The organism is Immundisolibacter sp. (assembly GCF_014359565.1).
GTDB lineage: Bacteria > Pseudomonadota > Gammaproteobacteria > Immundisolibacterales > Immundisolibacteraceae > Immundisolibacter.
On the sequence record NZ_JACIZD010000001.1, the window covers coordinates 764,983 to 790,586 of the forward strand.

The following is a 25,604-nucleotide window of genomic DNA, read 5'->3' on the forward strand; positions in this document are numbered from 1 at the left end:
TTAGACTGTCCCAGACCATCGGCGCCAACCGCGGCAAGCGGGGCGTTTTGGGGTGGCCATCGGCGCGGTGGGTGGACTCCCCCGTAGCCGGCAAGCCGGCCTTCGATGCCTGCAGATAAAGGATTGACCAAGGATGGAGAAACCCTGCATCACCGGACCGTCAGCCTTTGACGACTGGCTGCGCAGCAACCCGGACCCGGTGGCGATCGCCCGCGGCGTGGCCCTGCAGGACATCCGTCTGCTGCGCTGGAACGACGCCTTCGCGACCCTGCTGGGAATGCGGGAGGATGCCGATCCGGCGCCGCGTTTCGCCGCCGCGCTGGCCCGCATGGCCCAGCTCGACGAGCAACAGGAACAGGCTTTCGTTGCGGCCAATCGGGAGGCGCTGCGGGCCGGCCGCACCAAGACCCGCTGGCAGTTTCTGGATCCGGCCGGCAAACGGATGAGCGCCGAGGTGGAGCTGACGGCCCTGCCGTCACTTGCGCCGGATGTCTACAGCGTGCACATCCGCGATATCGGCGCCGTGATCGAAGTCCAGGCCGAACTGGCCACCAGCGAGGCGCGCTTTCGCGATTTGTTCGAGGTCGCCGAGGATGCCTTCGGTTTCATCTCGGTCGTCGATGGCGAGCCGTGCTTCATCGACTGCAACGCCTATCTGGCGCGCCTGTACGGCGCCAGCGACAAGGCGCAGGTGATCGGCGCCACGCCGCTCGATTTCTCGCCGGCGGTGCAGCCGGATGGCAGGTCGTCGGTCGATCGCGCGCGAATGGAGTCCGAACGGGCGCTGGAAAAGGGCTTTGCCCGCTTCGACTGGTATTCACTGCGCCTGGACGGCACCCCATTCTGGCTGGATGTGGCGCTGACCATCCAGCCGTCCTGGGGCGCGGGCGTGCTGCATTTCTCCGGCCGCGATATCACTGACCGCAAACATGCCGAACAGACGCTCGCCCGGGCCGAGGAGCTGGCCAGGGTAACGCTGCAATCGATCGGCGACGGCGTCATCACCACCGATGCCGAGGGCCGGGTGACGGCGCTGAACCCGATCGCCGAGCGCCTGACCGGCTGGCCGCAGAGCGAGGCCCTCGACCGGCCGGTCGGCGAGGTGTTTCGCCTGGTGCACGAAGACAGCCGCCGGCCGGTCGACAATCCGCTGCTGCGCTGCATCGCCGAAGATCAGGCGATCGACCTGCCGGGCACCGCCGTCCTGCTGAACCGCGACGGGGTCGAATATCACGTGGAAGATTCGGCGGCGCCCATTCATCTGCCCGACGGCACGCTGGCCGGCGCGGTGATCGTGTTTCGCGACGTGACCGACACCCGGCGCCTGGCGGACGAGATCTCCCACCAGGCGCGGCACGACCCGCTGACCGGTCTGCCCAACCGGCGCGAGTTCGAGCACCGGCTGGGCGAACTGCTGGAGCAGGCGCGCCGGACCGATGCCGTGCATGCCCTGTGTTACGTGGATCTGGATCAGTTCAAGGTGGTCAATGACGGCTGCGGTCACGCGGCCGGCGACCAGCTGCTGGTCGAACTGGCCACCGTGCTGCAGCACCGGATCCGCCGCGGCGACCTTCTGGCGCGCCTCGGCGGCGACGAATTCGGCTTGCTGCTGACCGACTGCCCACCGGACCAGGCGACGCAGATCGCCCATGATTTGCTGGGCGCGATCGGCGATTTCCGCTTTCGCTGGGGGGAACGCAGCTTCACCGTGGGCGCCAGCATGGGCCTGGTGCCGGTCGGCGCCAGCGCGGCATCGGCCGCGGAGCTGCTGAGCGAGGCGGACCTTGCCTGTTACACGGCCAAGGACCTGGGGCGCAACCGCATCCACCTGTTTCGGCACGGTGATGCCGATCTGGCACGCCGCCGCAGCGAAATGCAGTGGGCAACGGAACTGCGCGACGCGCTGGACGAGCAGCGCCTGCAGCTGTACGTGCAGCCGATTTGCGCGCTCGGCGAAGCCGACCGGCTGCCGTGGTACGAGGTGTTGCTGCGCCTGCGCCAGCGGGACGGGCGCATCGTGCTGCCGGGCGCCTTCCTGCCGGCTGCCGAACGCTTCGGGCTGATGCCGCTGATCGACGGCTATGTGGTATCACGCGCGATCGGCCACCTGCTGGCCTGCGGCCGGGCCGCCGGCGTGCGCCTGTCGGTGAACCTTTCCGGTCGCTCGCTGGAGGACCCGGGAGTGATCGGCATGATCGAGGGCTACTTCGCCGATCCGGGCCATGTGTCCGGCCGGCTGTGCCTGGAACTGACCGAGACCACCGCCGTCGCCCATCTTGGCCGCACGCGCGAGTTCATCCACCGTCTGCGCGGCGCCGGCTGTCTGTTTGCGCTGGACGACTTTGGCACCGGCGTGTCGTCGTTCGCCTACCTGAAGCATCTGCCGGTGGATTACCTGAAGCTGGACGGCAGCTTCGTGCGCGACATCACCCGCGAGCCGATCGACCGCGCCATGGTGGAGGCCATCCACCGGCTGTCGACCATCATGGGCTTTCAGACCATTGCCGAGTTCGTCGAGGACGCGGCGACGCTGCAGCTGCTGCTAGGCATCGGCATCGACTACGGGCAGGGCTTTTTGCTTGGCCGGCCGGCACCGATCGAATCGATGCTGGCGGGCACCCCGCAGTCGGCAATACGCACGGCCTGACGCGGCCGCCGGCTGCGTCAGGGCCGTTTCACGCCCGCCAGGCCACGTCGCAGCACAGCACGCCCGGCGCGCCAGCCAGCGATGCCGTCACGGCCAGCGTGACACAGGCCACGCCGAAACCCCGTTGCAGGTAGGCGCGGCTGCGCTGCACCGAATCCGGATTGGCGACGGCGCGGGCGAAAAACCCGCGCCCGGACGCATCCGCTCCCGGTTGGTCCAGCAGCATCGCAAAGCGCGGCCGGACGGCGTTGACGCCCAGCAGGTTGTCGCTGCGCTGAATGCCATCGCCATCGAGCCAGTAACAGCGCAGCAACGAGGTCTCATCGCGCATCGGGGCGGTTGCATCGGCCAGCGTGGCGCCGCCGGCCAGGCGCTGCGCGGCGGCGACCAGCTGCAGGCGCCAGACATCGGGCCAGGATGGCACCGGCGCGGCGCCGGCCGACGCCGCCGCGCGCGGCATGTCGATGGGGATGATCTGGGCACGGTCGCGCAGAACGGGCGCCGGGAAGGCGAAGTGAAAGCCCTGCGCCAGGTCGCAGCCGACTTCCAGCGCGAGCATGGCCTCGTCGTAGGTCTCCACGCCCTCCATCAGCACCAGCGCGCCGCAGTCGTGCAGGAACTCGACCAGGCCGGGCAGCAGGCGGCGCTCCTCGTGACGGGCCAGGGCGGCCAGCAGCAGCTCGCGGTCGAGCTTGACGATGTCGACGCCCAGCGACCACAGGCGCGTCAGGCTGGACAGACCGACCCCGTAATCGTCGATCGCCACCAGGCAGCCGATTTGCCGGTAATGGGCCACCGCATCGGCCAGTGTGTCGCCGTCCTGCACGCCGCTCTCGGCGATTTCAACCACCACCCGCGCCGGATCGAAGCCGTTCCTGTCCAGCATGTTGGCCAGGAATTCGCCATGCCGGCGGTGGCTCGCCACCACCAGCGGCGATACGTTCAGGAACAGCCAGCCATCGGCAGTGCCGGCCTGGCCCTGAAAATTGCGCAGGTGCAGCAGCCGGCACAGGGTATCCAGTTCCACCAGGCCGGCCTCGTCCAGGCCACCGCTGAAGAACCGGAACGGCGTCGCGCCCCGCCCGTCGGCATAGTCCAGACGGACCAGCCCCTCGTGGCCCACCACCCGGCCGGTGCTCAGCGTCACCACCGGCTGGAACACGCTCGACAGGCGCAGGCTGCGGAACTGGCCCTGCCAGCAACCGTCGTCGGCCTGGCTGGCCAGGGTCTCGAGATGGGAAAGCTGCGAGGCGGTACGCGGGTTCGACATGGCGTTCGGCACGCTCCAGTGAATGGCCACAGGTCTGCCTGTCGGGCGTGACAGGTCACTACCTGGCCTTGTATCGGCCGGTCAGGCAGGCGCTGAATGCCGCCGAACGGCTTTTCTATACCCCGGCGGGGCCCGGCACAACTGCCGCCGATCGGAGAACTGTATGGCCCAGCCATGCCGTGCGATAACGCGCGGCACAGCCGCGCTCCCACTCAGCCGCCGAACATCCCGGCCAGGAAGGCAATCTCGTCGCCGATGCGCACGTCCAGGATCGCCGGCCGGCCCTCGCGTACCGCCGCCACGGCGCGACCGACGGCGGCGCGGATCTGCGCCGGGTCCTCTACCTTCTCGCCGTGGCCGCCGAACAGCACCGCCAATTGGCCATAGTCCGGATTGGGGGCGATCGGCGAGCTGACGTGATGGCGATGGGTGACCGCCGCGCCCTGCGGGTACAGGAACTCGGTGCCCATCTGCATGGACCGGTAGTGACCGTTGTTGAAGATCACGGTCAGCATGCCAATGCCGTACTGCTGCGCGAAGCCGAGCGCCGCCAGGCCGGGGTTGTAGTTGTAGGTGCCATCGCCGACGAAGGTCACCAGCAGCTTGTTCGGCAGCCCCACCGCGGCGCCCAGGCCCATGCCCAAGCCAAGGCCCAGGCCGCCGGAAAGGGCATTGATGAAATGCCCGGGCTTCAAGCGATCCATCACATTGATGATGGTGTGATGGCTGAGGATGGTCTCATCGATGATGACGGCGTCGTCCGGTAGGCAGGCGTTCAGTTCGTGACACAGAAAGCGCGCGTCGATCGGCGTCGCGCCGGCGTTCTGCAGCGCATCCTCCCGCCACTGCGCGCGCCGCGCCACGCTGCGTCCGGCCCAGGCGGCCTGCCGCTGGTCGGCGCCGGCGGTGGCGGTCGGGATCAGTTCCAGCAGAGCATCCACGGCGGCCATGGCATCGCCCTGAATCTGCAGATCGGCCGTGAAGCCGGTATACGGATCGCGTTCGCGCAGCGGGTCCTGGGCGATGTTGATCAGCTTGGCGGCCGGTGGCGTCATGGCGGTCGGCGGGTACCACGGACCGGGCGCCTCCAGCATCAGCACCGCGTCCACGTCCTTCAGGTAAGCCTGCGCATAGAAGCCGGCGTGCAGCGCGTGATCGCGCGGGAAATTCACGAAACCCGGGTGCTGGCCCTCCACCACGCCGGCACCCAGGCGCTCGGCCAGTTGCACCAGGCGCGCCGCTTCGGCCGCCGTGCGACAGGCGTTCTCGACGATGATCAGCGGGTTCTTGGCCGCCTTCAGCCAGTCGGCGGCCTGTTGCAGCGGCGCGCGATCCGGCTGCGGCGTGGCTGGGAAGGCATAGCGCGCCGGCGCCGGCAACACCGCCGGCTGGTGCAGGTATTCGAACGGCAGCGACAGGAACACCGGCCCCTGCGGCGCGCCCATCGCCAGCGCGCAGGCGCGGTGCACGGCGCCGGCCAGCACGGCCGGCGTGTTCAGGCCGAAGCTCGACTTGGTGATCGAATCCACCAACCGCGCCGGTCCGCCGGGGTCGGCCAGGAACCGCCCCCACTGCGCGCCGACCCAGGCGTCCGGCCCCTCGCCGAAGGTCACCGATTCGCCGGCCAGCACCAGCAGCGGAATCTGTTCGTGATAAGCGGCGCGGATGCCCATCGATGCGTGCAGCGTGCCCACCGTGGCATGGACCAGGCACACGCCGAGCCGGCCGGTGGCCCGCGCGTAGCCCATGGCCTGGCCGATGGCCAGGTCCTCGTGGCGGGCGTTGTAATAGGTCGGCGCCGGCTGATTGGCGGCGGCGCGCCGGGCCAGCGCCTCCCACAGCGGCGGCCATTCGGAGCCGGGCGAGGAGAAAATCGCCTCCACGCCGTAACCGTTCAGGATGTCGAGCAGGACTTCGGCGCCGCTTTGCTGGCTCATGGGGGTCTCCTCCGGGAGGACTGTTATGGTCGGCTTACCGAAGCGGTGCCGCACCTGACGCGAATCATAGACCGCGCAACCAACCGAACGATCAGCAAGGGCCGCATGGTATTTTTCTGCCACAGATCGCGATGGGAGAACCTGCCATGAATGCCCCGCACGCCTTGTCCGATTACGCCCACCTGGTGCAGCCCGACCGCGTGCACAGCGCCATCTACACCGATCCGGCCATTTTCGAGCAGGAAATGGCGCGCATCTTCCACCGCACCTGGCTGTGCGTCGGCCACCAGGCGGAGCTGCCCAATCCGGGCGACTTTCGCGCCACCACGCTCGGCCGCCAGCCGGTGATCATGGTGCGCGGCGAGGACGGCCAGGTGCGGGTGTTCATGAACCGCTGCCGCCACCGCGGCATGACCGTGTGCGAGACGGAAACCGGCAACGCACGCTTTTTCACCTGCTGGTACCACGGCTGGGTGTACAGGAACACCGGCCCGCTGCAGGACGTGCCCGGCCCCGCCGGCTACGGGGCGGACTTCCACAAGGAAGACTTTGGCCTGACGCTCGTGCCGCGCCAGGCCAGCTACCGCGGCTTCGTGTTTGCCAGTCTCGCCCCGACCGGGCCGACACTGGCCGAGCACCTCGGCCCGGCCGCCAAATACCTCGACATCTACATGGACGCCTCGCCGGTCGGCGACATCGACGTCACCGCCGGCGTGCACCGCACCCGCTACCGCGGCAACTGGAAGTTCGTCGGCATGGACGGCTACCACCCGCACTACACGCACCGCTCGGTGCTCGACGCCTGGCGTCGGCGCAGCGGCGGCAACATGGCCGACACCCACCACGGCGACCCGTTCGCCGACGACTCCGGCAACCTGACGCGCGACCTTGGCAACGGTCACGTGCTGCTGGATTTCTTCCCCGGCCGCATGGGCAACCTGGACCGCTATCTGGCCACCCTGCGCAAGCTGCCGCAGGGCGAGGACTACATCCAGGCCATGCACAGCGCCCATGGCGAGGCGCGCGGAAACGAACTGCTGGCCTGGGCCGGCGACCCGCACGTCGGCATTTATCCGAACCTGCAACTGATCGGCGTGCAGATTCGCCTGGTGCGCCCGCTGGCGGTGGACGACACCGAAGTGCTGATGTTCCCCGGCCTGCTCAAGGGCGTGCCGGCCAGCGTCAACAGCCTGCGCCTGCGCCAGCACGAATCGTTCTACGGTCCGGCCGGCGCCGGCTCGCCGGACGATGCCGAACTGTTCGAGCGCAACCAGGAAGGACTGCAGGCCAGCGTCGATCCGTGGCTGTATCTGGGCCGCGGCCTGAACCGCGAGCGCGTGGAGCCGGACGGCACGCGAGTCGGCCTGGTCGGCGACGAAACCACCCAGCGCGGCCAGCTGCGCGGCTGGCTCGAGCTGATGTCGGAGGCCTTGGCATGACCATCACCCGCGAGGCGGTGGAAGCCTTCCTGTTCCACGAAGCCGACCTGCTCGACGACATGGATGCCGAGGCGTGGCTGGCCCTGTGGGCGCCCGAGTGCTGCTACTGGGTGCCCTGCAACGGCCGCGACGACAGCACCGATCCGCAGCGGCAGGTGTCCATCATCTACGACGACCGGGCACGCCTCGAAGACCGCATCTACCGCCTCATGAGCAGCGCCGCGCACAGCCAGCGGCCGCGCTCGCGCATGCGCCGGGTGGTCGGCAACATCCGCTACGAAGTGCGCGAGGGCGAAGTCCACACGCGCTCGAACTTCCTGCTGGCCGAACTGCGCCGCGGACGGCAAGAGATATGGTCAGGCGTCAGCCAGCACCGCCTGCTACCGGCCAGCGACGGTTTTCAGATCAGGGCCAAAACCGTACTGCTGACGCAAAGCGACGAGGCCATCGACAATCTCACCTTCCTGCTGTGACCCCACCCCGCAGAGACTTCCCATGAGCAACGACGTATCCACAGTCCTGGCCGCCCCCTTGTCCGGGAAGGTTCACCCGCAGGTGGCCGCCCACCTGGCGCAGATGGCGGCCATGAACCCGCCGCCCATCGAGGCGCTAACCGCCGAGCAGGTGCGCTTGGGCTTTGGCCTGCAGATGAAGATGACCGCCGGCCCGGCCACGCCGCTGCCGGTGGTGCGTGAGCTCACCCTGCCCGGGCCGGACGGGGCCATCAAGGCGCGGCTTTACCGGCCGACCGCCGACGGCGTGCTGCCGGGGTTGGTGTTCTTCCACGGCGGCGGCTGGGTGATCGGCGATCTGGACAGCCACGACGACCTGTGCCGGGATCTGGCCGCGCAGGCCGGCTGCGCCGTGCTGGCCGTGGATTACCGCCTGGCGCCGGAGCACCGTTTTCCGGCCGCGGCCGAGGACGCCATCGCGGCCGCCGACTGGGCCGCCGCCAATGCCACGCAGATGGGCATCGATCCGGCACGCCTGGCCGTCGGCGGCGACAGCGCGGGCGGCAACCTGGCCGCCGTGGCGGCACTTGCCGCGCGCGATGCCGGCCGGCCACTGGCCGCGCAGCTTCTGATCTATCCGGTCACCGACATGTCGCGCTTCGAAGGCGAGTCATACGCCGCCTGCGGTGAAGGCTATGGCCTGACCGCGGGCGCCATGGTCTGGTTTCGCGATCACTACCTGACCGACGCGAAAGCCGGCCGCGACTGGCGCGTATCACCCCTGCTGGCGAGCGATCTTGGCCGCCTGCCGCCGGCGCTGGTGGTGACGGCCGAATTCGACGTGCTGCGTAGCGAGGGCGAGGCCTACGCCAAGCGCCTGGCCGAAGCCGGCGTGCCGACAAAGCTCGCCCGCTACGACGGCATGATCCATGGTTTCGCGTCCATGGCCGGCGTGCTCGACGTCGGGCGGCAGGCGCGCGGCGACATGGCGCAGTGGCTCAGGGCGACGCTGGGCTGCTGAGGGGGGCGGGCGGCTACTGGCTCGCTGGCGCCGCCCGTTCCTGTCGCCACATGCCCAGCACCAGCAGGGCGGCGCCGACGGTGATGGCGCTGTCGGCGATGTTGAAGGCCGGGAAGTGCCAGGCGCGGTAGTAGACGTCGAAAAAATCGACCACGTGGCCCAGCCACAGGCGGTCGATCAGGTTGCCGACCGCGCCGCTGAGCACCAGTGACAGGCCCAGGCCGTTCAGACGGTCGGCCGGTGGCGTGCGCCGCAGCAGGACGACGATGATCACGCTGGCGGCCAGCGCCATGCCGCTGAACAGCCAGCGCTGCCAGCCGCCGGCATCAGCCAGAAAGCTGAATGACGCGCCGCGGTTGAAGGCTAGCGTAAGGTTGAAACCGGGCACCAGCGGTATCGTCTGGTAAGGCTCCAGCAGGCGCAGCACGGCCAGCTTGCTGGCCTGGTCGAGCATGACCAGCAGCGCGGCAAGTGCCAGCCGGGCGCCCATCAGGCGAATTGCCGCCGCTCGCCAGCGCCTGCGACGTTCTCGACGCAGCGGCCGCACAGCTCGGGATGTTCGGCGTTGTCGCCGACGTCTTCGCGGTGGTGCCAGCAGCGTACGCATTTGGGGTGGCTGGTAGCGCGCGCCGCCAGCCACAGATCGGCGTCGGCGTGCGCGTCGGTGGGGCGGGCAGTGTCGGCGTGAACGCGCGCGTAGGAACAGATCAGCGCAAAACGCAGCTCGTCCCCCAGATTGTCGAGCAGCGCCCTGTCGTCGGCGTTGACATAAAGATCGACCTCGGCATCCAGCGCGGAGCCAATCGCCCCCGCCACCCGCAGGCGTTCGAGTTGGCGGTTGACCGCATCGCGGATGGCGCGCAGCCGCTCCCAGTCGGCCGGGCGGATGGCCTCGCTCGCCTCGTCCGGCAGGGCCGGCAGCGCGTACCACTCGGCCAGCAGCACACTGTCTGCGCGCGCGCCGGGCAGGTGCTGCCAGATGTCCTCGGCGGTGAAGCTCAGGATCGGCGCCAGCCAGCGCACCAGGGCTTCGAGCACGTGGTACATGGCCGTCTGCGCCGAACGCCGGGCCGCGCTGTCCGCCCGGCAGGTGTACTGGCGGTCCTTGATGATGTCCAGGTAGAACGCGCCCAGGTCCACGGCGCAGAAGTGATGCACCTTCTGGCTGACCTCGTGGAACTGGAACGCGGTGTAGGCGCCGCGCACCTCGGCGTCGAGTGCCACCGCCCGGCGCAGCAGCCAGCGGTCCAGCGCCACCATGTCCGTCGGCTGCAGGCCGTGCACGGCCGGGTCGAAGTCCACCAGGTTGGCCAGCAGGAAGCGCGCGGTGTTGCGCAGGCGCCGGTAGGCGTCGGCGCTGCGGCTCAGGATCTCGTCCGAGATCGACATCTCGGCGCTGTAGTCGGTGGACGCCACCCACAGCCGCAGCACGTCGGCGCCGAGCTGGTTGATGACCTTCTGCGGGGCGATGACGTTGCCGGCGGACTTGGACATCTTCTTGCCGCCGGCATCCACCGTGAAGCCGTGCGTGAGCACGCCGCGGTACGGCGCGCGCCCGTGCAGGGCCACCGAGGTCAGCAGCGAGGAATGGAACCAGCCGCGGTGCTGGTCGGAGCCTTCCAGGTACAGCTCGGCCGGGAAGCCGAGCTCCGGGCGGCGCTCGAGCACGCTGGCGTGGGTGACGCCCGAGTCGAACCATACGTCCAGGATGTCCTGCACCTTGTCGTAGTCGGCGGCCTCCGCGCCCAGCAGCTCGGCCGGGTCCAGATCGAACCAGGCCTCGATGCCGCGCTGCTCGATGCGCTGGGCGACGGCTTCGATCAGCTCCGCCGTGCGCGGGTGCAGCTCGCCGGTCACCCGGTGCACGAACAGCGCGATCGGCACCCCCCACACGCGCTGGCGCGAGATGCACCAGTCGGGGCGATTGGCGATCATGCCGTGGATGCGCGCCTCGCCCCAGGCCGGGGTCCATAGGGTGTCGGCGATGGCCGCCAGCGCCTTGCCGCGCAGGTCGTTGTGGTCCATCGAGATGAACCACTGCGGCGTGGTGCGGGTGATGGTGGGCGTCTTGTGACGCCAGCAGTGCGGGTAGCTGTGCTGGATGGGCCGCTCGGCGAGCAGCGCGCCGCGCTCGCGCAGCAGCTCGACGATGACCTTGTTGGCGGCGAACACCTGCAGGCCCTCGACGAAGGGCGTGCCGGGCAGAAAGCAGCCGTTGGCGCCGACCGGGTTGTAGACCTTGAGCTGGTAGGCCTTGCCGATCGCGAAGTCGTCCGCGCCGTGGCCGGGGGCGGTGTGCACGGCGCCGGTGCCGGCCTCGGTGGTGACGTGATCGCCCAGGATCACCGGCACGTCCAGATCCAGGAACGGATGACGCAGGCGCAGGCCTTCGAGTGCCGCGCCGCGGCAACGGCCAAGCTCGCGCCAGCCGTCCAGGCCATAGCGGGCGCAGGCGCTGGCGGCCAGGTCGGCGGCCAGGATCAGGCGTTCCGAGCCGGCCTCGACCAGCACGTAGTCGATCTCGGCGTTGAGCGCCACGGCCTGGTTGGCCGGCAGCGTCCACGGCGTGGTGGTCCAGATCGGCAGGCTGATGGGCGCATCGCCGTCCACCACGCCAAACGCCGCCAGCGCGGCGGCGCGGTCGACGACGGCAAAGCGCACGTCGATGGCCGGCGAGGTCTTGTCCTGGTAGTCGACTTCGGCCTCGGCCAGCGCCGAGCGGCAGTCCAGGCACCAGTGCACCGGCCGCTCGCCCTTGGACACGTAGCCGCCGGCGACGATGCGGCCGAGCGCGCGCAGGATGTCGGCCTCGGTCTGCGGGGCCATGGTCAGGTACGGCCGCTGCCAGTCGCCGAGCACGCCCAGGCGCTGGAAATCCGCGCTTTGCCCGGCCACCTGCCCGGCGGCGTAGGCGCGGCAGGCGGCGCGGAAGGCGTTGGCGTCCACCTTCTCGCCCGGCTTGCCGAGCTTTTTCTCCACCACGTGCTCGATCGGCAGGCCGTGGCAGTCCCAGCCGGGCACGTAGGGCGCGTCATAACCATCCAGCGTCCAGGACTTGACGATGATGTCCTTCAGGATCTTGTTGACCGCGTGGCCAATGTGGATGTCGCCGTTGGCGTAGGGCGGGCCGTCGTGCAGCACGTAGCGCGGCCCATCGGCGCGTTCGCGACGCAGGCGGGCGTACAGGTCCAGTTCCTGCCAGCGGGCGAGGATTGCCGGTTCGCGCTGCGGCAGGTTGCCGCGCATCGGGAACTCGGTGTGCGGCAGGTTCAGGGTGGCTTTGTAGTCGGCCATGCAGGGCTCTTTTGGGGGTTCAGGGTTTCGCAAACAGGGCGCGGGCGGCGCGCACATCAAGATCGATCTGCGCGCGCAGCGCCGTGAGGCCGTCGAAGCGGCGCTCGTCCCGCAATTGCTGCACGAACTCGACCTGCACCTGGCGGCCGTAGACCTGGCCGCTGAAGTCCAGCACGTGCACTTCCAGCAGCGGGTAAGTGCCGCCCACGGTCGGGCGCACGCCAAGGTTGGCCACCGCCGGCAGCGGCCGCTCGGCAAGGCCCGTCACGCGCACGGCAAACACGCCGCGCAGGCTGACCGCCTTGCGGCGCAGCGGCAGGTTCAGCGTGGGGAAGCCGATGCTGCGTCCGCGTGCGTCACCGTGGCTGACCCGGCCGTGCAGGGTGTAGGGCCGCCCGAGCAGGCGCGCCGCGCCGGCAAGATCGCCGCCGCTCAGATGCCGGCGTACCGCGGTGCTGCTGACCCGCTCGCCATCCAGCAGCAGCGGCGGCATGGCTTCCACCCCAAAGCCTGCCGAGCTGCCGACGGTCTTCAGATATTCCACATCGCCCAGGCGCCTGTGCCCGAAGCGAAAATCCGGACCCACCACCAGCTGACGCACGCCCAGGCCCTGGATCAGCAGCCGCTCGACGAACTGCTCGCGCGGCATGGCCGCCAGCTGCGCATCGAAATGCAGGCACAGGACGCCGTCCACGCCGAGCGCCTCCAAGGCGGCCAGCTTCTCGCGCAGGCGCATCAGGCGCGGCTCGACCTGGTCGGGCCGAAAGAACTCCAGCGGCTGCGGCTCGAACAGCACCACCCGCGCCGGCAAGCCGGTGGCTGCGGCGTGTTCCTGCAGGCGCGCGACGATGGCCTGGTGGCCCAGATGCACGCCGTCGAAGTTGCCGATGCTGGCCACGCAGCCGCGATGCTGCGGGCGCAGGTTGTGCAGGCCGCGGATCAGTTCCACGCTGGAATCCACATCATTGTCTCGGGGTCTGGGCTGGACTGGGCGGCGTCGGTCAGTAGCGCGCCCAGTCGGGGTCCTGCGTTTCGAGCACCTCGTCCAGCGGCCGGCGGCCGGCGAAGCCCTCGTCGTAGCCGTGGTAGTGGCCGAGCTTCAGCTCCGGATACTTCCAGCACAAATAGCCGTCGCCGGTGTCGAAATCGACCAGCCACAGGCCCTTCACCACCAGGCCCAGGCGGCGCATCTTGTTGACCCAGGCACCGACGATGGCCTGGTAGCGCTGCTCGGCAGCCTGCAGCTCCGGGCTGCGACGCGGCAGCACCTTCAGTTGCCGCTGCACCGGCGCCAGTTCCTCGGCCGTGCGCTGGGTGATGCCGCGCACCAGCGGGAACAGCGCCTGCGCCTCGGCGAGGCTGAACACTCGGGGATCCTGCGGCGATCCGATGCGAAGAAAGTCTCCGTCCACGCTGGGTTTTGTCGCTCACGGTGGGTCAGGGATGGCGCAACTGGGCCAGCGGCAGGCGCAGCGCCAGCAGCGCGGCGCCGTAGCATGCACCGCCGGCGGCGACCCACACGCCCAGCCGGGCCACCCGCCCGCCCGGGCCCAGCGCCAGCCAGGCATCGAGCGGACCGGCGCCCAGCCAAAGCAGCGCCGTCATGGCCGCCGTGGCCAGCGCCACGCGGGTTGCGAACAGTCCCCAGCCGGGCCGGGGGCGGTACGCACCGCCACGCAGCAGGCCGCGCAACAATAGTATCGCGTTGAGGTAGGCCGCCAGGCTGGTGGCGGCGGCCAGCCCGGCGTGACGCAGTGGCCACACCAGCACCAGCGTGAGGGCCATGTTGACCAGCATGGCGATGACGCCGATGCGTACCGGACTGCGCGTGTCCTGGCGCGCGTAGTAGCCGGGCGCCAGCACCTTGATGGCCATGAACGCCAGCAGGCCGGGCGCGAATGCCCACAGGGCCTGACGGGCCATGTGCACCGAGTGGACGTCGAAGGCGCGGTAGCCGAACAGCGTGCCCAGCAGCGGGCCGGCCAGCACGAACAGCGCCGCCGCCGCCGGCGCGCCGACCAGCAGCACCCAGCGCAGGCCCCAGTCGAGCGTGCGCGAGAAGGCGTCACCTTCGCCGCTGGCATGCTGGCGCGACAGGCGCGGCAGGATGACGGTGGCGAAGGCGATCGCCAGCACGCCGAGCGGGAACTCCATCAGCCGATCGGCGTAATACAGCCAGGACACGCTGCCGGTGACCAGGAACGACGCCACCACGGTGTCGAACATCAGGTTGACCTGCGCCACCGAGGAGCCGAACACGCCCGGGCCCATGAGCCTGAGGATGCGCCGCACGCCGGGGTGGGAAAAGCTGACCCGGGGTCGTGCCAGATTGCCAGTGGCAGCCAGTGTCGGTAACTGCCACAGCAATTGCAGTAGCCCCCCGATCACCACGCCGATGGCCAGCGCCAGCACCGGCACGTCCAGGCGCGGCGCCAGCCAGACCGCCGCGCCGATCATGGCCAGGTTCAGGAACAGCGGCGTCAGGGCGGGCGTGAAGTAGCGCCCGAAGGTGTTGAGCACGCCGCCGACCGCCGCCGCCAGCGACACCAGCGGCAAGTACCAGAACGTGATCTGCAGCAGCGTGGTCGTCAGTGCGCTGCGCTGCGGGTCGTCACCGAATCCCGGCGCCAGCAGCCATACCAGAAGTGGCGCGGCCAGCACCGCCAGCAGCGCCACACCCAGCAGCACCAGACCCAGCGTGCCCAGCGTGTGGGCGACCAGATCGCGCACCTCGGCCGGCTGGCGCGTGGCCCGGTACTCGGACAGCACCGGCACGAAGGCCTGCGAGAAGGCGCCCTCGGCGAACAGCCGGCGCAGGAAATTCGGAATGCGAAAGGCCACGAAGAATGCATCCGCCGCCGGCCCGGCGCCAAAGGTGGTGGCGATGACGGTGTCACGGACATAGCCGAGCACGCGCGAGGTAGTAGTGGCGACGCCCACCGAGGCGGCCGAACGCAGCATGCTCACGCGCCCTGCAAGCCGGTTTCCGGATTGACAAACGCCGCTCCCGTGAGCATAGTTCGCGACCTTTTTTCGGTTTTCGACGCAGGGATTTCGCCTTGGCCAACAGCCCGCAAGCCATCAAACGCGCCCGTCAGAACGACGACCACCGCGCCCACAACGCCAGCCGCCGTTCGATGCTGCGCACCGCCGTCAAGCGCGTGCTGGCGGCGATCCGCGCCGGCGACGCCGACACCGCCGGCAGCAGCTACCGCGCCGCCGTGCCGTTGCTGGACCGCATGGCCGCCCGCGGCCTGATCCACAAGAACACGGCCGCCCGCCACAAGAGCCGCCTGAACAAGCGCATCCACGCGCTGCGTCAGGCCGCCTGAAGCGCCGCGCGCCGCATCGGCGCGCGCCCTGTAAGCAAACAGGCAGGCAAACAGAAAAAGCCCGCTTCGGGCTTTTTCTGTCTTGGCCGGTCGGGTGGCTGGCCGGATCACGTCAGCACCAGATTGTCGCGGTGCACCAGCTCCGGCTCGTCGACGTAGCCGAGCACCTCGGCGAAGCGGCTGCTCGGTAGCCCCTTGATCTGGCGGGCTTCCTCGGCGCCGTAATTGCACAGGCCGCGGGCCACCTCGCGGCCGTCCGCGGTCACGCAGGCGACCAGGTCGCCACGGCGAAAATCGCCTTCCACTGCCGTCACGCCGACCGCCAGCAGGCTGCGCCCGGCCTGGCGCAGCACCTGTTCGGCGCCGGCGTCGATGTGCAGGCGCCCGCGCACGCGAAGATTCCCCGCCAGCCACAGCTTGCGCGCCTGCAGCGGCTCCTGTTCGGGCAGCAGCAGGGTGCCGATGTCGGCGCCCTTGGCCAGTTCGGTGAGCACGTTCGTGATGGCGCCGCCGACGATCCACGTGGCCGCGCCGGACCGCGCCGCCAGACGCGCCGCGCGCAGCTTGGTCTGCATGCCGCCGCGGCCGAGCTGGCCGCCGCTGGGACCGGCCATCGCGTCGAGCGCCGGGTCGGCGGTGTGCGCAGTCGCCAGGCGCTGCGCGGCCGGATTCTGTGCCGGATCGGCGTCGTACATGGCGTCGCGGTCGGTCAGCAGCACCAGCAGCTTGGCTTCCACCAGATTCGCCACCAGGCCGCCCAGGGTGTCGTTGTCGCCGAAGCGCAGCTCGTCGAAGGCGACCGTGTCGTTCTCGTTGACGATCGGCACCACGCCCAGGTCCAGCAGCGTGCGCAGCGTGCTGCGCGCGTTCAGGTAGCGCCTGCGGTCGGCCAGGTCGTCGTGCGTCAGCAGCACCTGCGCGGTGTGCACGCCGTGGGTCTGGAAGCAGCTCTCCCAGGCCTGCACCAGGCCCATCTGGCCGACCGCGGCGGCGGCCTGCAGGTCGTGGATGGCTTCCGGGCGGCGCTCCCAGCCGAGGCGGCGCATGCCTTCGGCCACCGCGCCCGAGGACACCACCACCACCTGGCGGCCCTGTGCGCGCAGCCATACCAGCTGCGCCACCCAGGCCTCGATGGCGGCCGTATCCAGGCCGGCGCCGCCGGCGGTCAGCAGCGCGCTGCCGATCTTGATGACCCAGCGCCCGGCGCCGGCATAGGTGGCCCGGCTCATTCCCTGGCCTGCAATGCCTGCTGTTCGAGGTGCCGCATGATGGCCTCGCACAGCGCCTGGCAGCCGCTGCCGGTGGCCGCCGAGACGACGAACAGCGGGCCGGTCCAGCCCAGTTCGCCGGCGATCTGGGCGCCGCGCGCGGCGGCTTCGTCCGGCAGCAGCAGATCGGCCTTGTTCAGCACCAGCCAGCGCGGCAGGGCGGCCAGCTCCGGACTGAAGGCTTCCAGTTCCGCCACGATCTTGCGCGCTTCCTCCGCCGGGATGCTGGCCGGATCGGCCGGCGCCAGGTCGAGCACGTGCAGCAGCAGGCGGGTGCGGCCGAGGTGGCGCAGGAACTGTGTGCCAAGGCCGGCGCCGGCGGCCGAGCCCTCGATCAGGCCCGGGATGTCGGCCATCACGAAGCGGCGAAAGCGGTCGACCTCGACCACGCCCAGTTCCGGATTGAGCGTCGTGAACGGGTAGTCGGCAATCTTGGGCCGCGCCTGCGACACCGCTGCCAACAGCGTCGATTTGCCGGCATTGGGCGCGCCCAGCAGGCCGACGTCGGCCAGCAGGCGCAATTCCAGCGCCAGACGGCGCAGCTCGCCGGGCTTGCCGGGACTGGTCTGGCGCGGGGCGCGGTTGATGCTGCTCTTGTAGCGGGCGTTGCCGAGGCCGTGAAAGCCGCCGGCGGCGACCTTCAGGCGCTGGCCGTGGTGCGTCAGGTCACCGATGAGCTCGCCGGTGTCGGCGTCGCGCACCTCGGTGCCCAGCGGCACCGTGATCTCGCGGTCGGCGCCGGCCCGTCCGGTGCGGCAGCTGCCGGCACCGGCGTGGCCGCTTTCGGCGCGGAACTCGCGCTGGTAGCGAAAGTCGCTGAGCGTGCTCAGGCCTTCGTCGGCCACCAGATAGACGCTGCCGCCGTCGCCGCCGTCGCCGCCGTCCGGGCCGCCGAAGGGGATGTACTTCTCGCGCCGGAACGCCATGCAGCCGTTGCCGCCCTTGCCGCCGGCAACGGTGATGGTGGCTTCATCGACGAATCGCATGCTGGCTGAATCAGGACGCTACAAACACAAAGCCCCGCCGGAGCGGGGCTTCGACGCCAGGCCGCGCCAGGCCGGAGCAGAAAAACGCGGCGCGGTCAGGCCAGCGGCTCGACGCTGACGAAGCGGCGGCTTTTCTCGCCGCCGACGCGAAAGCGCACGTGCCCCTCGACCAGGGCGAACAGGGTGTGGTCGCGGCCCAGCCCGACGTTGTCGCCGGGATGGAACTCGGTGCCGCGCTGGCGCACCAGGATGTTGCCGGCCAGCACGTGCTCGCCGCCGAAGCGCTTGACGCCAAGACGCTTGGAGACGGAATCGCGGCCGTTGCGGGAACTGCCGGCGGCTTTTTTATGGGCCATGAGTGCTTACTCCTGAACGCGGCGCGGCTTAGGGCGCGCCGATGCTGGTGATGGCGATTTCGGCGTAGTGCTGGCGGTGGCCCATCTGCTTCTGATGGTGCTTGCGCCGCCGGAACTTGATGATGCGAATCTTCGGGTGGCGGCCCAGTGCGCGCAGCTCGGCGGTCACGGTGGCGCCCTCGACGTAGGGCCGGCCGACCTTCACCTCGGCACCGGCGCCGACCATCAGCACGCGATCGAAGGTGAGCGTGTCGCCGACGGCGCCGTCCAGTTTTTCCACCTTCAGGACCAGACCCTGTGCCACCCGGTACTGCTTGCCACCGGTTTCGATTACCGCAAACATGGACTTCCCCACTGCCGACACGTGCCGCGCGGGCACGACTGCCCGGCGGGAACAAAAAGGGCGTGGATTCTAGTTCTGGCGGGCGTGCCGGGTCAAATGGCTTGACACCCACCCACCCCGAAACCTAGCATCCGCCGGCTTCACACCCCCGCCTGACCGAGTGCATGACTGCCAATCCCCTGGCCGCGTTGCTGGCGCCGGCCGCCGCCGACATGGCGGCCGTGAATGCGCTCATCGAGCAGCGCCTGCACTCGACCGTGCCGACCATCGACCAGCTGTCGGGCTACATCATCCACAGCGGCGGCAAGCGCCTGCGGCCGGTGATGGCGGTGCTGTCGGCCCGCGCCTGCGGCTATTCGGGCGACCAGCATTGCCTGTTGGCGGCTATCGTCGAATTCATCCACACCGCAACCCTGCTGCACGACGACGTGGTGGACGAGTCCGAACTGCGGCGGGGAAGGGCGACCGCCAACAGCCGCTTTGGCAACGGTCTGAGCGTGCTGGTGGGCGATTTCCTGTACTCGCGTTCGTTCCAGATGATGGTGGAGCTGGGGTCCAAGGAGGTCATGGACGTTCTGGCGACGGCCACCAACCAGATTTCCGAGGGCGAGGTGTTGCAGTACCTCAATCGCCGTAACGTCGACGCCACGCCCGAGCAGTGCCTGGCCATCGCCCGCAGCAAGACGGCGACGCTGTTCGAGGCGGCCGCCCGCTGCGGGGCCCTGCTGGCCGGGCAGGACCGCGCCGGCCAGGATGCGCTGGGCGATTACGGCCTGCATTTCGGTCTGGCCTACCAGCTGGTCGATGACCTGCTCGACTACCGGGGCGACGCGGCGCGTATCGGCAAGAATCTGGGCGACGACCTGGCCGAGGGCAGCCCGACGCTGCCCTTGGCCTATGCCCTGCAGGCGGCCGATCCGCAGCAGGCGCGCGTGCTGCGCTCGGCGCTGGGTGAGGACGGCGAGCCGGACTTCGCGGCGGTGCTGGCCGTGATTGAATCGACCGGGGCCATCGCGTACACTGCCGGCCTCGCGCAGACCCATGCCGAGCGCGCCCAGGCGGCCCTTTCCGGGCTGCCGGACTCGCCGGCACGGGCGGCCCTGCAGGGGCTGGCCCGGTTTGCAGTTTCCCGGGATTTCTGAAAATCCGCAGCCGCCGCCGGGCGGGCCTGCGGCGCACGTGTCGCAATCGGGGTGTAGCTCAGCTTGGTAGAGCACCGTCTTCGGGAGGCGGGGGCCGGAGGTTCGAATCCTCTCACCCCGACCAGTTGCGAATCTTCGACGCCCCGTCAGCTTCCTGCTGACCGGGACGACCTGCTTACATTCGACGCCGGCACGTGACGGACGCGCCGACACTGGCACAGGCACGTGTCGGTGTGCTTGGACTCGGTTATGTCGGCCTGCCGCTGGCGGTGGCGCTGGCCACCCGCTTGCCCACTCTTGGCTTCGACATCGACCGCCAGCGCATCGCGGCCCTGAACGCCGCGCATGACGCGACCGGCGAGGTGAGCGCCGCGCAGCTTGCGGCGAGCGCCTTGCGTTTGTCCTGTGAGTCCGCTGATCTGGCCGACTGCAACACCTATGTCGTCACCGTGCCAACGCCGGTGGATACCCACAAGCGACCGGATTTCGGGCCCCTGCTGGCGGCCAGCCGCACCGTGGGGCAGGTTCTGAAAGCCGGCGATGTGGTCGTTTACGAATCCACGGTGTATCCGGGTGCGACCGAGGAAATCTGCGCGCCGGTCCTGGAGCGCGAATCCGGCCTGACGCTGAACCGCGATTTTTTCGTCGGCTACAGCCCCGAGCGCATCAACCCCGGTGACCGCGAGCACCGCCTGGAGACGGTGACCAAGATCACCTCCGGTTCCACGCCGGCGGCGGCCCGTTATGTGGACGCGCTGTACGCCACCGTCACCAAAACCCACCGCGCCAGTAGCATCCGCGTCGCGGAAGCGGCCAAGGTGATCGAGAACACCCAGCGCGATGTGAACATCGCCCTGGTCAACGAGCTGGCGCTGATCTTCAACCGGCTCGGCATCGACACGACGGAAGTGCTGGAAGCCGCCGGCACCAAGTGGAACTTTCTGCCGTTTCGGCCGGGCCTGGTCGGCGGTCACTGCATCGGCGTCGATCCCTATTACCTCACGCACAAGGCGCAGGAAATCGGCTACCACCCGGAAGTGATCCTGGCCGGCCGGCGCATCAACGACGGCATGGGCCGCTACGTGGCCGAGCGCGTGGCGCGCCTGCTGATCCGCCGCCGGCTGCCGGTGGCCGGTGCGCGGGCGCTGGTGTTGGGCATTACCTTCAAGGAAAACTGCCCGGATGTGCGCAACACCCGCGTCGTGGATGTGGTGCGCGAACTGGAAGACCTGGGCATGGCGGTGGACGTGCACGATCCGTGCGCCGATGCGGCCGTCTGCGAGGAGGAATACGGCATCCACCTGTGCGCCGAGCCGGCGTCGGGTGCCTACAGCGCCATCGTCCTGGCGGTCGCGCACCGCCAGTTTGCCGATCTGGACGCCGGGCGGCTCGGTGCCTTCAAGGCCCCGCAGGCGGTGGTCTACGACATCAAGTCGGTGCTGCCGCGCGACCAGGTGGACGAGCGCCTGTGAGCGCGCAGCAGTTTCAAATGGCGCCGATGCGCATCCTGGTCACCGGCACGGCCGGCTTCATCGGCGCGGCCGTGGCCCATCGCCTGCTCGATCAGGGCCATCAGGTCGTCGGCCTGGACGAGGTCAACGATTACTACGACGTGAACCTGAAGCTGGCCCGCCTGGCCCGCCTGACGCCGCGGGCCGGCTTCACGGAAGCGCGCATCAGCCTGCAGGACCGCCCGGCCATGGAGCGGCTGTTTGGCGATGTGCGTCCGCAGCGGGTGATCCACCTGGCCGCGCAGGCCGGCGTGCGCTACTCGCTGAGCCACCCGCATGCCTATGTCGACTCGAACCTGGTCGGCTTCATGAACATCCTGGAAGGCTGCCGGCACCACGGCGTCGAGCATCTGGTGTACGCATCCAGCAGTTCGGTCTATGGCGCCAACACCCGCCTGCCGTTTTCCGAGCATGACATCGCGGATCATCCGCTGAGCCTGTACGCTGCCACCAAGCGCTCGAACGAGCTGATGGCGCACTGCTACGCGCACCTGTACGGCCTGCCGGTGAGCGGGCTGCGCTTCTTTACCGTCTATGGCCCGTGGGGCCGGCCGGACATGGCGCTGTTCCTGTTCACGCGCGCCATTCTGGCCGGCGAGCCGATCGAGGTCTTCAACCAGGGCCACCACCGGCGCGATTTCACGTACATCGACGACATCGTCGAGGGCGTGCTGCGCGTCACTGCCCGCGTGGCGGCGCCCAATCCCGGCTGGGATGGCGAGAATCCCGATCCGGCCACCAGCCGGGCGCCGTTTCGCGTCTACAACATCGGCAACAACCGTCCGGTCGAGCTGCTGCGTTACATCGAGGTCATCGAGGAGTGCTTGGGCAGGAAGGCCGTCAAGAACCTGCTGCCGATGCAGCCGGGGGACGTGCCGGAAACCAGCGCCAACATCGACGATCTGGGTGCGGATGTCGGTTATCGACCAGCGACACCGGTCGAAATCGGCGTGCGCAATTTCGTCGCCTGGTACCGGGATTACTACAAGGTCTGAAAACGCTGAAGTATTCACGTTTTCCGCAGCGCAGGGATGCGGGCGCTGAGAAATCCAGTGCTCCCATCAAGACGGCCGGCCTCAGCCGCCAAAACGCGCCAGATCGCCCTTGCCCGGCCGCACCACGCGCGCCTGGCCATCCTCGAAGGCCACCACCGTGCTGACCTGGTAGTCGCCCGGCCCGGCGTCCAGCAGCAGGTCCACCTGCTTGCCAAGCCGGTCTTCGATGTCGTCCGGGTCAGTCAGCGGAAACTCATCGCCCGGCAGTTGCAGGGTGCTGCACAGCAGCGGCTCGTCGCGCAGCGCCAGCAGACCCTGGGGCACCGGATGGCTGCTGATGCGCACGCCGACCGTGCGCCGCTTGTCCTGCAGGCGCTTGGGTACCTCGCGCGTCGCCGCCAGCAGGAAGGTGTACGGTCCCGGCGCGGCCGCCCGCAGCAGGCGATGCTCGGCGGTGCCCAGCGTGGCATAGACGGACACCTGTTTCAGGTCGCGGCACAGCAGCGTGAACGGGTGGTCCTCGTCCAGCCGGCGCAGGGCGCGGATGCGCTGCATGGCCGCCTTGTCGGTCAGATCGCACAGCAGCACGTAGCTGCAATCGGTCGGGCTGGCCAGCAGCGCGCCACCAGCGACGGCCTCGGCCGCCTTGCCCAGCAGGCGTGGCTGGGGATTTTCGGGGTGCAGGTGAAAGCGCTGCATGGGTACTGGCCACGAGTCCGGCGAAGCTTGGGCGGGACATGGTAGCGTTTAACGCCCCGCCAAGACCGCGCGCTGCGCATGGCGTGGCGGTGGTTCTGGCACGAATTTTCAGAGGTGGTCCGGTTTGAAACTGCTGTTCGATTTCCTGCCCATCATCGTGTTCTTTGTCGCCTACAAATGGGCCGGCATCTATTGGGCCACCGGGGCTGCGGTCGCAGTGGCGGCGCTGCAGATCGTGGTCCTGCGCGTGCTGCGCCGGCCGATCGACAAAACCCAGTGGTTCAACCTGGCCCTGCTGGCGGGCCTGGGCGGGCTGACCATCTTCCTGCATGACGAGCGCTTCATCATGTGGAAGCCGAGCCTCATCAACTGGGCCTTTGCGCTTGGCTTCGCGCTGAGCCTGTTCGGGCGCACGCCGCTGACCGAACGCATGCTGGGCGCGCAGCTGGCCCTGCCGCGGGCCATCTGGCAGCGCCTGACCCTGGCCTGGGCCTTGTTCTTCGCGTTCAGCGGCGCCCTGAATGCCTACGTCGCCTTCGTTTACCAGGTGACGCCGCAAAGCCTCGATGCCGACCGGCAGGCGATCTACGCCCAGGTGGCCGAGGACGACGGTACCTACGCGCGTGCGGTCCAGGGCAAGGCCCTGGCGGAGATGGACGCCGCCCAGCGCGCCGAATTGACCGCCCTGGCGCCGGCTCAGCGGCAGGCCGCCTACCTGCACAAGCTGCACCAGGACATCTGGGTCAACTTCAAGCTGTTCGGACTGCTCGGCCTGACGCTGGCGTTCGTCCTGGCGCAGGGCATTTACCTCAGTCGCCATATGCCGGCGGCAGATGGCGACCGCGAGTCCACAGCAGCATGAATGCCGCCACCGACAGTCCGCGCATGGCGCGCATCCGCGCCACTCTCACGCAGGCGCTGGCGCCGACCCGCCTGGAGCTGGTCGACGACAGCCACCGGCATGCCGGTCATGCCGGCGCGCGCCAGGGCGGGCACTGCACGCTGCGCATCGCGGCGCCCGGTTTTGCCGGCAAACGCCCGCTCGAATGCCACCGGATGATCTACGCGGCGCTCGGCGAGCTGATGCACACCGACATCCACGCCCTGAGCATCGAACTGCTGCCGGATGTGGCCGAGGATCTCGAATAACCCCCGACCGCAGCCGCGGCGGGTGCACCAATAAAAGCCACAGGAGGAGACGCCAATGACGCAGCGAACCGGCAAGCGGGCCGTATTGGTGGCGGCCAACCAGCCGCTCGAAATCCGGGAGCGTCCGGTAGCCGATCCGGGCCCGGGCGAGGTCTTGGCGCGCGTGACCCACGGCGGCGTGTGTGGCACCGACGTGCATTTCTGGCGCGGCGAGGTACCCCTGCCGGGCCCGGTAGTGCTCGGTCACGAGGGTGTGGCGGTGATCGACATGCTGGGCGCCGGCGTCAGCACCGACCATGCCGGCACGCCGGTGGCAGTGGGCGATCGGGTGTACTGGCAGCCGGTGGCGCCGTGTCAGCGCTGCTATGCCTGCACCGTGCTGGGCGACGTCTCGATGTGCGAGAACGCCTTCGCCGGCGTATTTGGCAATGCCGACGGGCCGACCACCGCCAGTTACTGCGACTACGCCACCCTGCGCGCCGGGCTGCCGTTCTACCGCGTGCCGGACGACACGCCGTCGGACGCCGTGATCGCGCTCGGCTGCGCCTTGCCGACCATGCTGCAGGGGCTGGAGCGCCTGGGCGGCATCCGGCCGGGCATGAGCGTGGTGGTGCAAGGTTGCGGGCCGGTGGGCCTGGCGGCCACGCTGTTGGCGCATCTGTCCGGTGCCGCGCCGCTGATCGTGATCGGCGCCCCGGCCCGGCGCCTGGCGGTGGCCCGGCAGTTCGGCGCCACGCACACGCTGGACATGGACGAACTGTCCGATGCCGCAGCGCGCACGGCACGAGTGCGGGAACTCACCGGCGCGCGGGGGGCAGACGTGGTGATCGAGGCGGCCGGTGTGGTGCCGGCCTTCGGCGAAGGTCTGCACCTGATCGCCCGCGGCGGGCGCTACCTGATCGTCGGCCTGTGGTCGGCGCCCGGCACGGTGCCGGTCGAGCCGCGGATGATCAACAACCTGAACCTGCGCATCATCGGCACCGCGCTGTCGCAGCCCCGCCATCTGTATCAGGCCTTGCAGGTGGTGCAGGCCCATCACCGGCGTTTCCCGCTCGCCGCGGCGGTGACGCACCGTTACCGCATCGAGGACAGCCAACAGGCGCTGGAAGCCGTGGCCCGGCTGGAGACCGTGAAGGCGGTGATCGCTCCGGCAACCTGAGCGGCTTGCCCGCCGGTCGGCGCCGGACCGCGCAGTCCGCCGGGCGGCCGTGTTTCGGCCGCGCTGCGTTGTCGCTCGCCGGGCTCGGGAATAGGCGGCAATCGGCCCTGCGCCTTGACGTGACCGGCGCCGGGCAATCTAATACGCACCCCGCGCGCGCAGCGCCCGGCAGGCCGATGCGGTTTCGCCGCGCTCGGTGCGCAGTGCTTTTCCCTGTTGGCCAGGTAGCTCAGTCGGTAGAGCAGTGGACTGAAAATCCACGTGTCGGTGGTTCGATTCCGCCCCTGGCCACCATTCGATATCAAAAACTTACGCCTTGAATCACCCGGCCGCCAGCGCCCGGAACTTGGCGCGGGGTTACCTTTCGACAGGCCGGGCGCTCTTCTGGGGTGTCCGGCCTTTTCTATTTGAATCCGACCCGACCATGACCCTGACTGACCGTTACGCCGAAGTTCTCGCCTTCGCGTGCGAAGCCCACCGCGGCCATGTGCGCAAGGGCACGGCCATTCCCTACGTCTCGCACCTGCTGGCGGTGTCCGGCCTGGTGCTCGAACACGGTGGCGACGAAGACCAGGCCATTGCGGGCCTGCTGCACGACTGCGTC

The 25,604-nt window shown here is 69.4% G+C and carries 24 protein-coding genes and 2 tRNA genes; 14 read left to right on the forward strand and 12 right to left on the reverse strand.

All coding sequences use genetic code 11. The features are described 5' to 3' along the window. Positions 1–133 precede the first annotated feature (133 nt). Positions 134–2,647 (forward strand): EAL domain-containing protein, encoded by a 2,514-nt coding sequence (locus H5U26_RS03770; RefSeq protein WP_290616788.1) that lies wholly within the window; start codon positions 134–136, stop codon positions 2,645–2,647. A 28-nt stretch (positions 2,648–2,675) separates the two neighbouring features. Here H5U26_RS03770 and H5U26_RS03775 read toward each other — a convergent pair whose 3' ends face one another. Next, positions 2,676–3,917: an EAL domain-containing protein gene (locus tag H5U26_RS03775; protein ID WP_290616790.1), complete on the reverse strand. Its 1,242-nt coding sequence runs from the start codon at positions 3,915–3,917 to the stop codon at positions 2,676–2,678. A 212-nt stretch (positions 3,918–4,129) separates the two neighbouring features. Next, positions 4,130–5,854 carry a thiamine pyrophosphate-binding protein gene (locus H5U26_RS03780; RefSeq protein ID WP_290616791.1) on the reverse strand — a complete coding sequence of 575 codons (1,725 nt, stop codon included), beginning with the start codon at positions 5,852–5,854 and terminating at the stop codon, positions 4,130–4,132. A 146-nt stretch (positions 5,855–6,000) separates the two neighbouring features. On the opposite strand from H5U26_RS03780, the gene H5U26_RS03785 reads away from it, so the two are divergent. Genes H5U26_RS03785 through H5U26_RS03795 form a run of 3 tightly spaced genes read left to right on the forward strand, consistent with a single transcriptional unit; the run spans position 6,001 to position 8,766 of the window. Beyond that, positions 6,001–7,293 (forward strand): Rieske 2Fe-2S domain-containing protein, encoded by a 1,293-nt coding sequence (locus H5U26_RS03785; protein ID WP_290616792.1) that lies wholly within the window; start codon positions 6,001–6,003, stop codon positions 7,291–7,293. Beyond that, positions 7,290–7,766: an aromatic-ring-hydroxylating dioxygenase subunit beta gene (locus H5U26_RS03790; RefSeq protein ID WP_290616793.1), complete on the forward strand. Its 477-nt coding sequence runs from the start codon at positions 7,290–7,292 to the stop codon at positions 7,764–7,766. Before H5U26_RS03785 ends, H5U26_RS03790 begins: the two co-directional genes overlap by 4 nt. 22 nt (positions 7,767–7,788) lie before the next feature. Further along, entirely contained in the window at positions 7,789–8,766 is a 978-nt protein-coding gene (locus H5U26_RS03795; RefSeq protein ID WP_290616795.1) for an alpha/beta hydrolase, read from the forward strand. Positions 8,767–8,779: 13 nt separating this feature from the next. Here the strand turns inward: H5U26_RS03795 and lspA are convergent, their stop codons facing one another. The 5 genes from lspA to murJ all read right to left on the reverse strand — a co-directional run bounded on the left by lspA (position 8,780) and on the right by murJ (position 15,021). Continuing rightward, positions 8,780–9,256, reverse strand: a complete 477-nt coding sequence (gene lspA, locus H5U26_RS03800) for a signal peptidase II (protein ID WP_290616797.1) — start codon at positions 9,254–9,256, stop codon at positions 8,780–8,782. Beyond that, positions 9,256–12,060, reverse strand: a complete 2,805-nt coding sequence (gene ileS / locus H5U26_RS03805) for an isoleucine--tRNA ligase (RefSeq protein WP_290616799.1) — start codon at positions 12,058–12,060, stop codon at positions 9,256–9,258. The genes lspA and ileS overlap by 1 nt, the downstream gene beginning before the upstream one ends. A 19-nt stretch (positions 12,061–12,079) precedes the next feature. Beyond that, on the reverse strand, positions 12,080–13,009 hold the full coding sequence (gene ribF / locus H5U26_RS03810) for a bifunctional riboflavin kinase/FAD synthetase (protein WP_290616801.1): 930 nt from the start codon (positions 13,007–13,009) through the stop codon (positions 12,080–12,082). 52 nt (positions 13,010–13,061) lie between these two features. Beyond that, positions 13,062–13,427, reverse strand: a complete 366-nt coding sequence (locus H5U26_RS03815; protein WP_290616803.1) for a DUF2203 domain-containing protein — start codon at positions 13,425–13,427, stop codon at positions 13,062–13,064. A gap of 70 nt (positions 13,428–13,497) precedes the next feature. Then, positions 13,498–15,021, reverse strand: a complete 1,524-nt coding sequence (murJ, locus tag H5U26_RS03820) for a murein biosynthesis integral membrane protein MurJ (protein ID WP_290616850.1) — start codon at positions 15,019–15,021, stop codon at positions 13,498–13,500. 98 nt (positions 15,022–15,119) lie between these two features. Here murJ and rpsT point away from each other — a divergent pair, with 98 nt between their 5' ends. Further along, on the forward strand, positions 15,120–15,392 hold the full coding sequence (gene rpsT, locus H5U26_RS03825) for a 30S ribosomal protein S20 (protein ID WP_290616805.1): 273 nt from the start codon (positions 15,120–15,122) through the stop codon (positions 15,390–15,392). Between the two features lie 107 nt (positions 15,393–15,499). Here rpsT and proB read toward each other — a convergent pair whose 3' ends face one another. The 4 genes from proB to rplU form a co-directional block, all read right to left on the reverse strand. Beyond that, positions 15,500–16,621 (reverse strand): glutamate 5-kinase, encoded by a 1,122-nt coding sequence (proB, locus tag H5U26_RS03830; protein WP_290616807.1) that lies wholly within the window; start codon positions 16,619–16,621, stop codon positions 15,500–15,502. Beyond that, positions 16,618–17,646, reverse strand: a complete 1,029-nt coding sequence (gene cgtA, locus H5U26_RS03835; RefSeq protein ID WP_290616809.1) for an Obg family GTPase CgtA — start codon at positions 17,644–17,646, stop codon at positions 16,618–16,620. Before cgtA ends, proB begins: the two co-directional genes overlap by 4 nt. Positions 17,647–17,741: 95 nt before the next feature. Then, the gene (rpmA, locus tag H5U26_RS03840; protein ID WP_068805197.1) at positions 17,742–18,002 is read right to left on the reverse strand and encodes a 50S ribosomal protein L27; all 261 of its coding nucleotides are present in this window, start codon (positions 18,000–18,002) and stop codon (positions 17,742–17,744) included. A 28-nt stretch (positions 18,003–18,030) separates the two neighbouring features. Further along, complete coding sequence (gene rplU, locus H5U26_RS03845; protein ID WP_068805196.1) at positions 18,031–18,345, reverse strand: 50S ribosomal protein L21; 315 nt, start codon at positions 18,343–18,345, stop codon at positions 18,031–18,033. Positions 18,346–18,509: 164 nt separating this feature from the next. Between rplU and H5U26_RS03850 the strand changes: the two genes are divergently transcribed. The 4 genes from H5U26_RS03850 (at position 18,510) to H5U26_RS03865 (ending at position 21,993) form a co-directional block, all read left to right on the forward strand. Further along, positions 18,510–19,487 (forward strand): polyprenyl synthetase family protein, encoded by a 978-nt coding sequence (locus H5U26_RS03850; RefSeq protein WP_290616810.1) that lies wholly within the window; start codon positions 18,510–18,512, stop codon positions 19,485–19,487. Positions 19,488–19,534: 47 nt separating this feature from the next. Then, positions 19,535–19,611, forward strand: a tRNA-Pro gene (locus tag H5U26_RS03855). A gap of 70 nt (positions 19,612–19,681) precedes the next feature. Then, positions 19,682–20,959 (forward strand): nucleotide sugar dehydrogenase, encoded by a 1,278-nt coding sequence (locus H5U26_RS03860; RefSeq protein WP_290616811.1) that lies wholly within the window; start codon positions 19,682–19,684, stop codon positions 20,957–20,959. A 26-nt stretch (positions 20,960–20,985) separates the two neighbouring features. Next, entirely contained in the window at positions 20,986–21,993 is a 1,008-nt protein-coding gene (locus H5U26_RS03865; protein WP_366055877.1) for an NAD-dependent epimerase, read from the forward strand. Positions 21,994–22,074: 81 nt separating this feature from the next. Here H5U26_RS03865 and H5U26_RS03870 read toward each other — a convergent pair whose 3' ends face one another. Further along, positions 22,075–22,692 carry an L-threonylcarbamoyladenylate synthase gene (locus tag H5U26_RS03870; protein WP_290616815.1) on the reverse strand — a complete coding sequence of 206 codons (618 nt, stop codon included), beginning with the start codon at positions 22,690–22,692 and terminating at the stop codon, positions 22,075–22,077. Positions 22,693–22,816: 124 nt separating this feature from the next. Here H5U26_RS03870 and H5U26_RS03875 point away from each other — a divergent pair, with 124 nt between their 5' ends. The 5 genes from H5U26_RS03875 to H5U26_RS03895 form a co-directional block, all read left to right on the forward strand. Continuing rightward, positions 22,817–23,554 carry an inner membrane-spanning protein YciB gene (locus H5U26_RS03875; RefSeq protein WP_290616817.1) on the forward strand — a complete coding sequence of 246 codons (738 nt, stop codon included), beginning with the start codon at positions 22,817–22,819 and terminating at the stop codon, positions 23,552–23,554. After that, complete coding sequence (locus tag H5U26_RS03880) at positions 23,551–23,841, forward strand: BolA family protein (protein ID WP_290616819.1); 291 nt, start codon at positions 23,551–23,553, stop codon at positions 23,839–23,841. Before H5U26_RS03875 ends, H5U26_RS03880 begins: the two co-directional genes overlap by 4 nt. Before the next feature lie 55 nt (positions 23,842–23,896). Further along, a complete protein-coding gene (locus tag H5U26_RS03885; RefSeq protein ID WP_290616821.1) occupies positions 23,897–25,000 on the forward strand; it encodes a zinc-binding dehydrogenase in 1,104 nt (367 codons plus the stop codon). 218 nt (positions 25,001–25,218) lie between these two features. Then, positions 25,219–25,294, forward strand: a tRNA-Phe gene (locus H5U26_RS03890). A gap of 130 nt (positions 25,295–25,424) precedes the next feature. Next, positions 25,425–25,604 (forward strand): HD domain-containing protein (locus tag H5U26_RS03895; RefSeq protein WP_290616823.1); only part of this gene is annotated, 180 nt, incomplete at its 3' end.

Coding starts and splice junctions, on each gene's coding strand:
- H5U26_RS03865 (WP_366055877.1), top strand. CDS start 20,986: ATGCGCATCCTGGTCACCGGCACGGCCGGCTTCATCGGCGCGGCCGTG.
- H5U26_RS03795 (WP_290616795.1), top strand. CDS start 7,789: ATGAGCAACGACGTATCCACAGTCCTGGCCGCCCCCTTGTCCGGGAAG.
- H5U26_RS03790 (WP_290616793.1), top strand. CDS start 7,290: ATGACCATCACCCGCGAGGCGGTGGAAGCCTTCCTGTTCCACGAAGCC.
- H5U26_RS03780 (WP_290616791.1), bottom strand. CDS start 5,854: ATGAGCCAGCAAAGCGGCGCCGAAGTCCTGCTCGACATCCTGAACGGT.
- cgtA (WP_290616809.1), bottom strand. CDS start 17,646: ATGCGATTCGTCGATGAAGCCACCATCACCGTTGCCGGCGGCAAGGGC.
- H5U26_RS03785 (WP_290616792.1), top strand. CDS start 6,001: ATGAATGCCCCGCACGCCTTGTCCGATTACGCCCACCTGGTGCAGCCC.
- rpmA (WP_068805197.1), bottom strand. CDS start 18,002: ATGGCCCATAAAAAAGCCGCCGGCAGTTCCCGCAACGGCCGCGATTCC.
- proB (WP_290616807.1), bottom strand. CDS start 16,621: ATGAGCCGGGCCACCTATGCCGGCGCCGGGCGCTGGGTCATCAAGATC.
- H5U26_RS03885 (WP_290616821.1), top strand. CDS start 23,897: ATGACGCAGCGAACCGGCAAGCGGGCCGTATTGGTGGCGGCCAACCAG.
- ileS (WP_290616799.1), bottom strand. CDS start 12,060: ATGGCCGACTACAAAGCCACCCTGAACCTGCCGCACACCGAGTTCCCG.
- H5U26_RS03880 (WP_290616819.1), top strand. CDS start 23,551: ATGAATGCCGCCACCGACAGTCCGCGCATGGCGCGCATCCGCGCCACT.
- H5U26_RS03770 (WP_290616788.1), top strand. CDS start 134: ATGGAGAAACCCTGCATCACCGGACCGTCAGCCTTTGACGACTGGCTG.
- H5U26_RS03775 (WP_290616790.1), bottom strand. CDS start 3,917: ATGTCGAACCCGCGTACCGCCTCGCAGCTTTCCCATCTCGAGACCCTG.
- murJ (WP_290616850.1), bottom strand. CDS start 15,021: ATGCTGCGTTCGGCCGCCTCGGTGGGCGTCGCCACTACTACCTCGCGC.
- H5U26_RS03870 (WP_290616815.1), bottom strand. CDS start 22,692: ATGCAGCGCTTTCACCTGCACCCCGAAAATCCCCAGCCACGCCTGCTG.
- H5U26_RS03850 (WP_290616810.1), top strand. CDS start 18,510: ATGACTGCCAATCCCCTGGCCGCGTTGCTGGCGCCGGCCGCCGCCGAC.
- lspA (WP_290616797.1), bottom strand. CDS start 9,256: ATGGGCGCCCGGCTGGCACTTGCCGCGCTGCTGGTCATGCTCGACCAG.
- rplU (WP_068805196.1), bottom strand. CDS start 18,345: ATGTTTGCGGTAATCGAAACCGGTGGCAAGCAGTACCGGGTGGCACAG.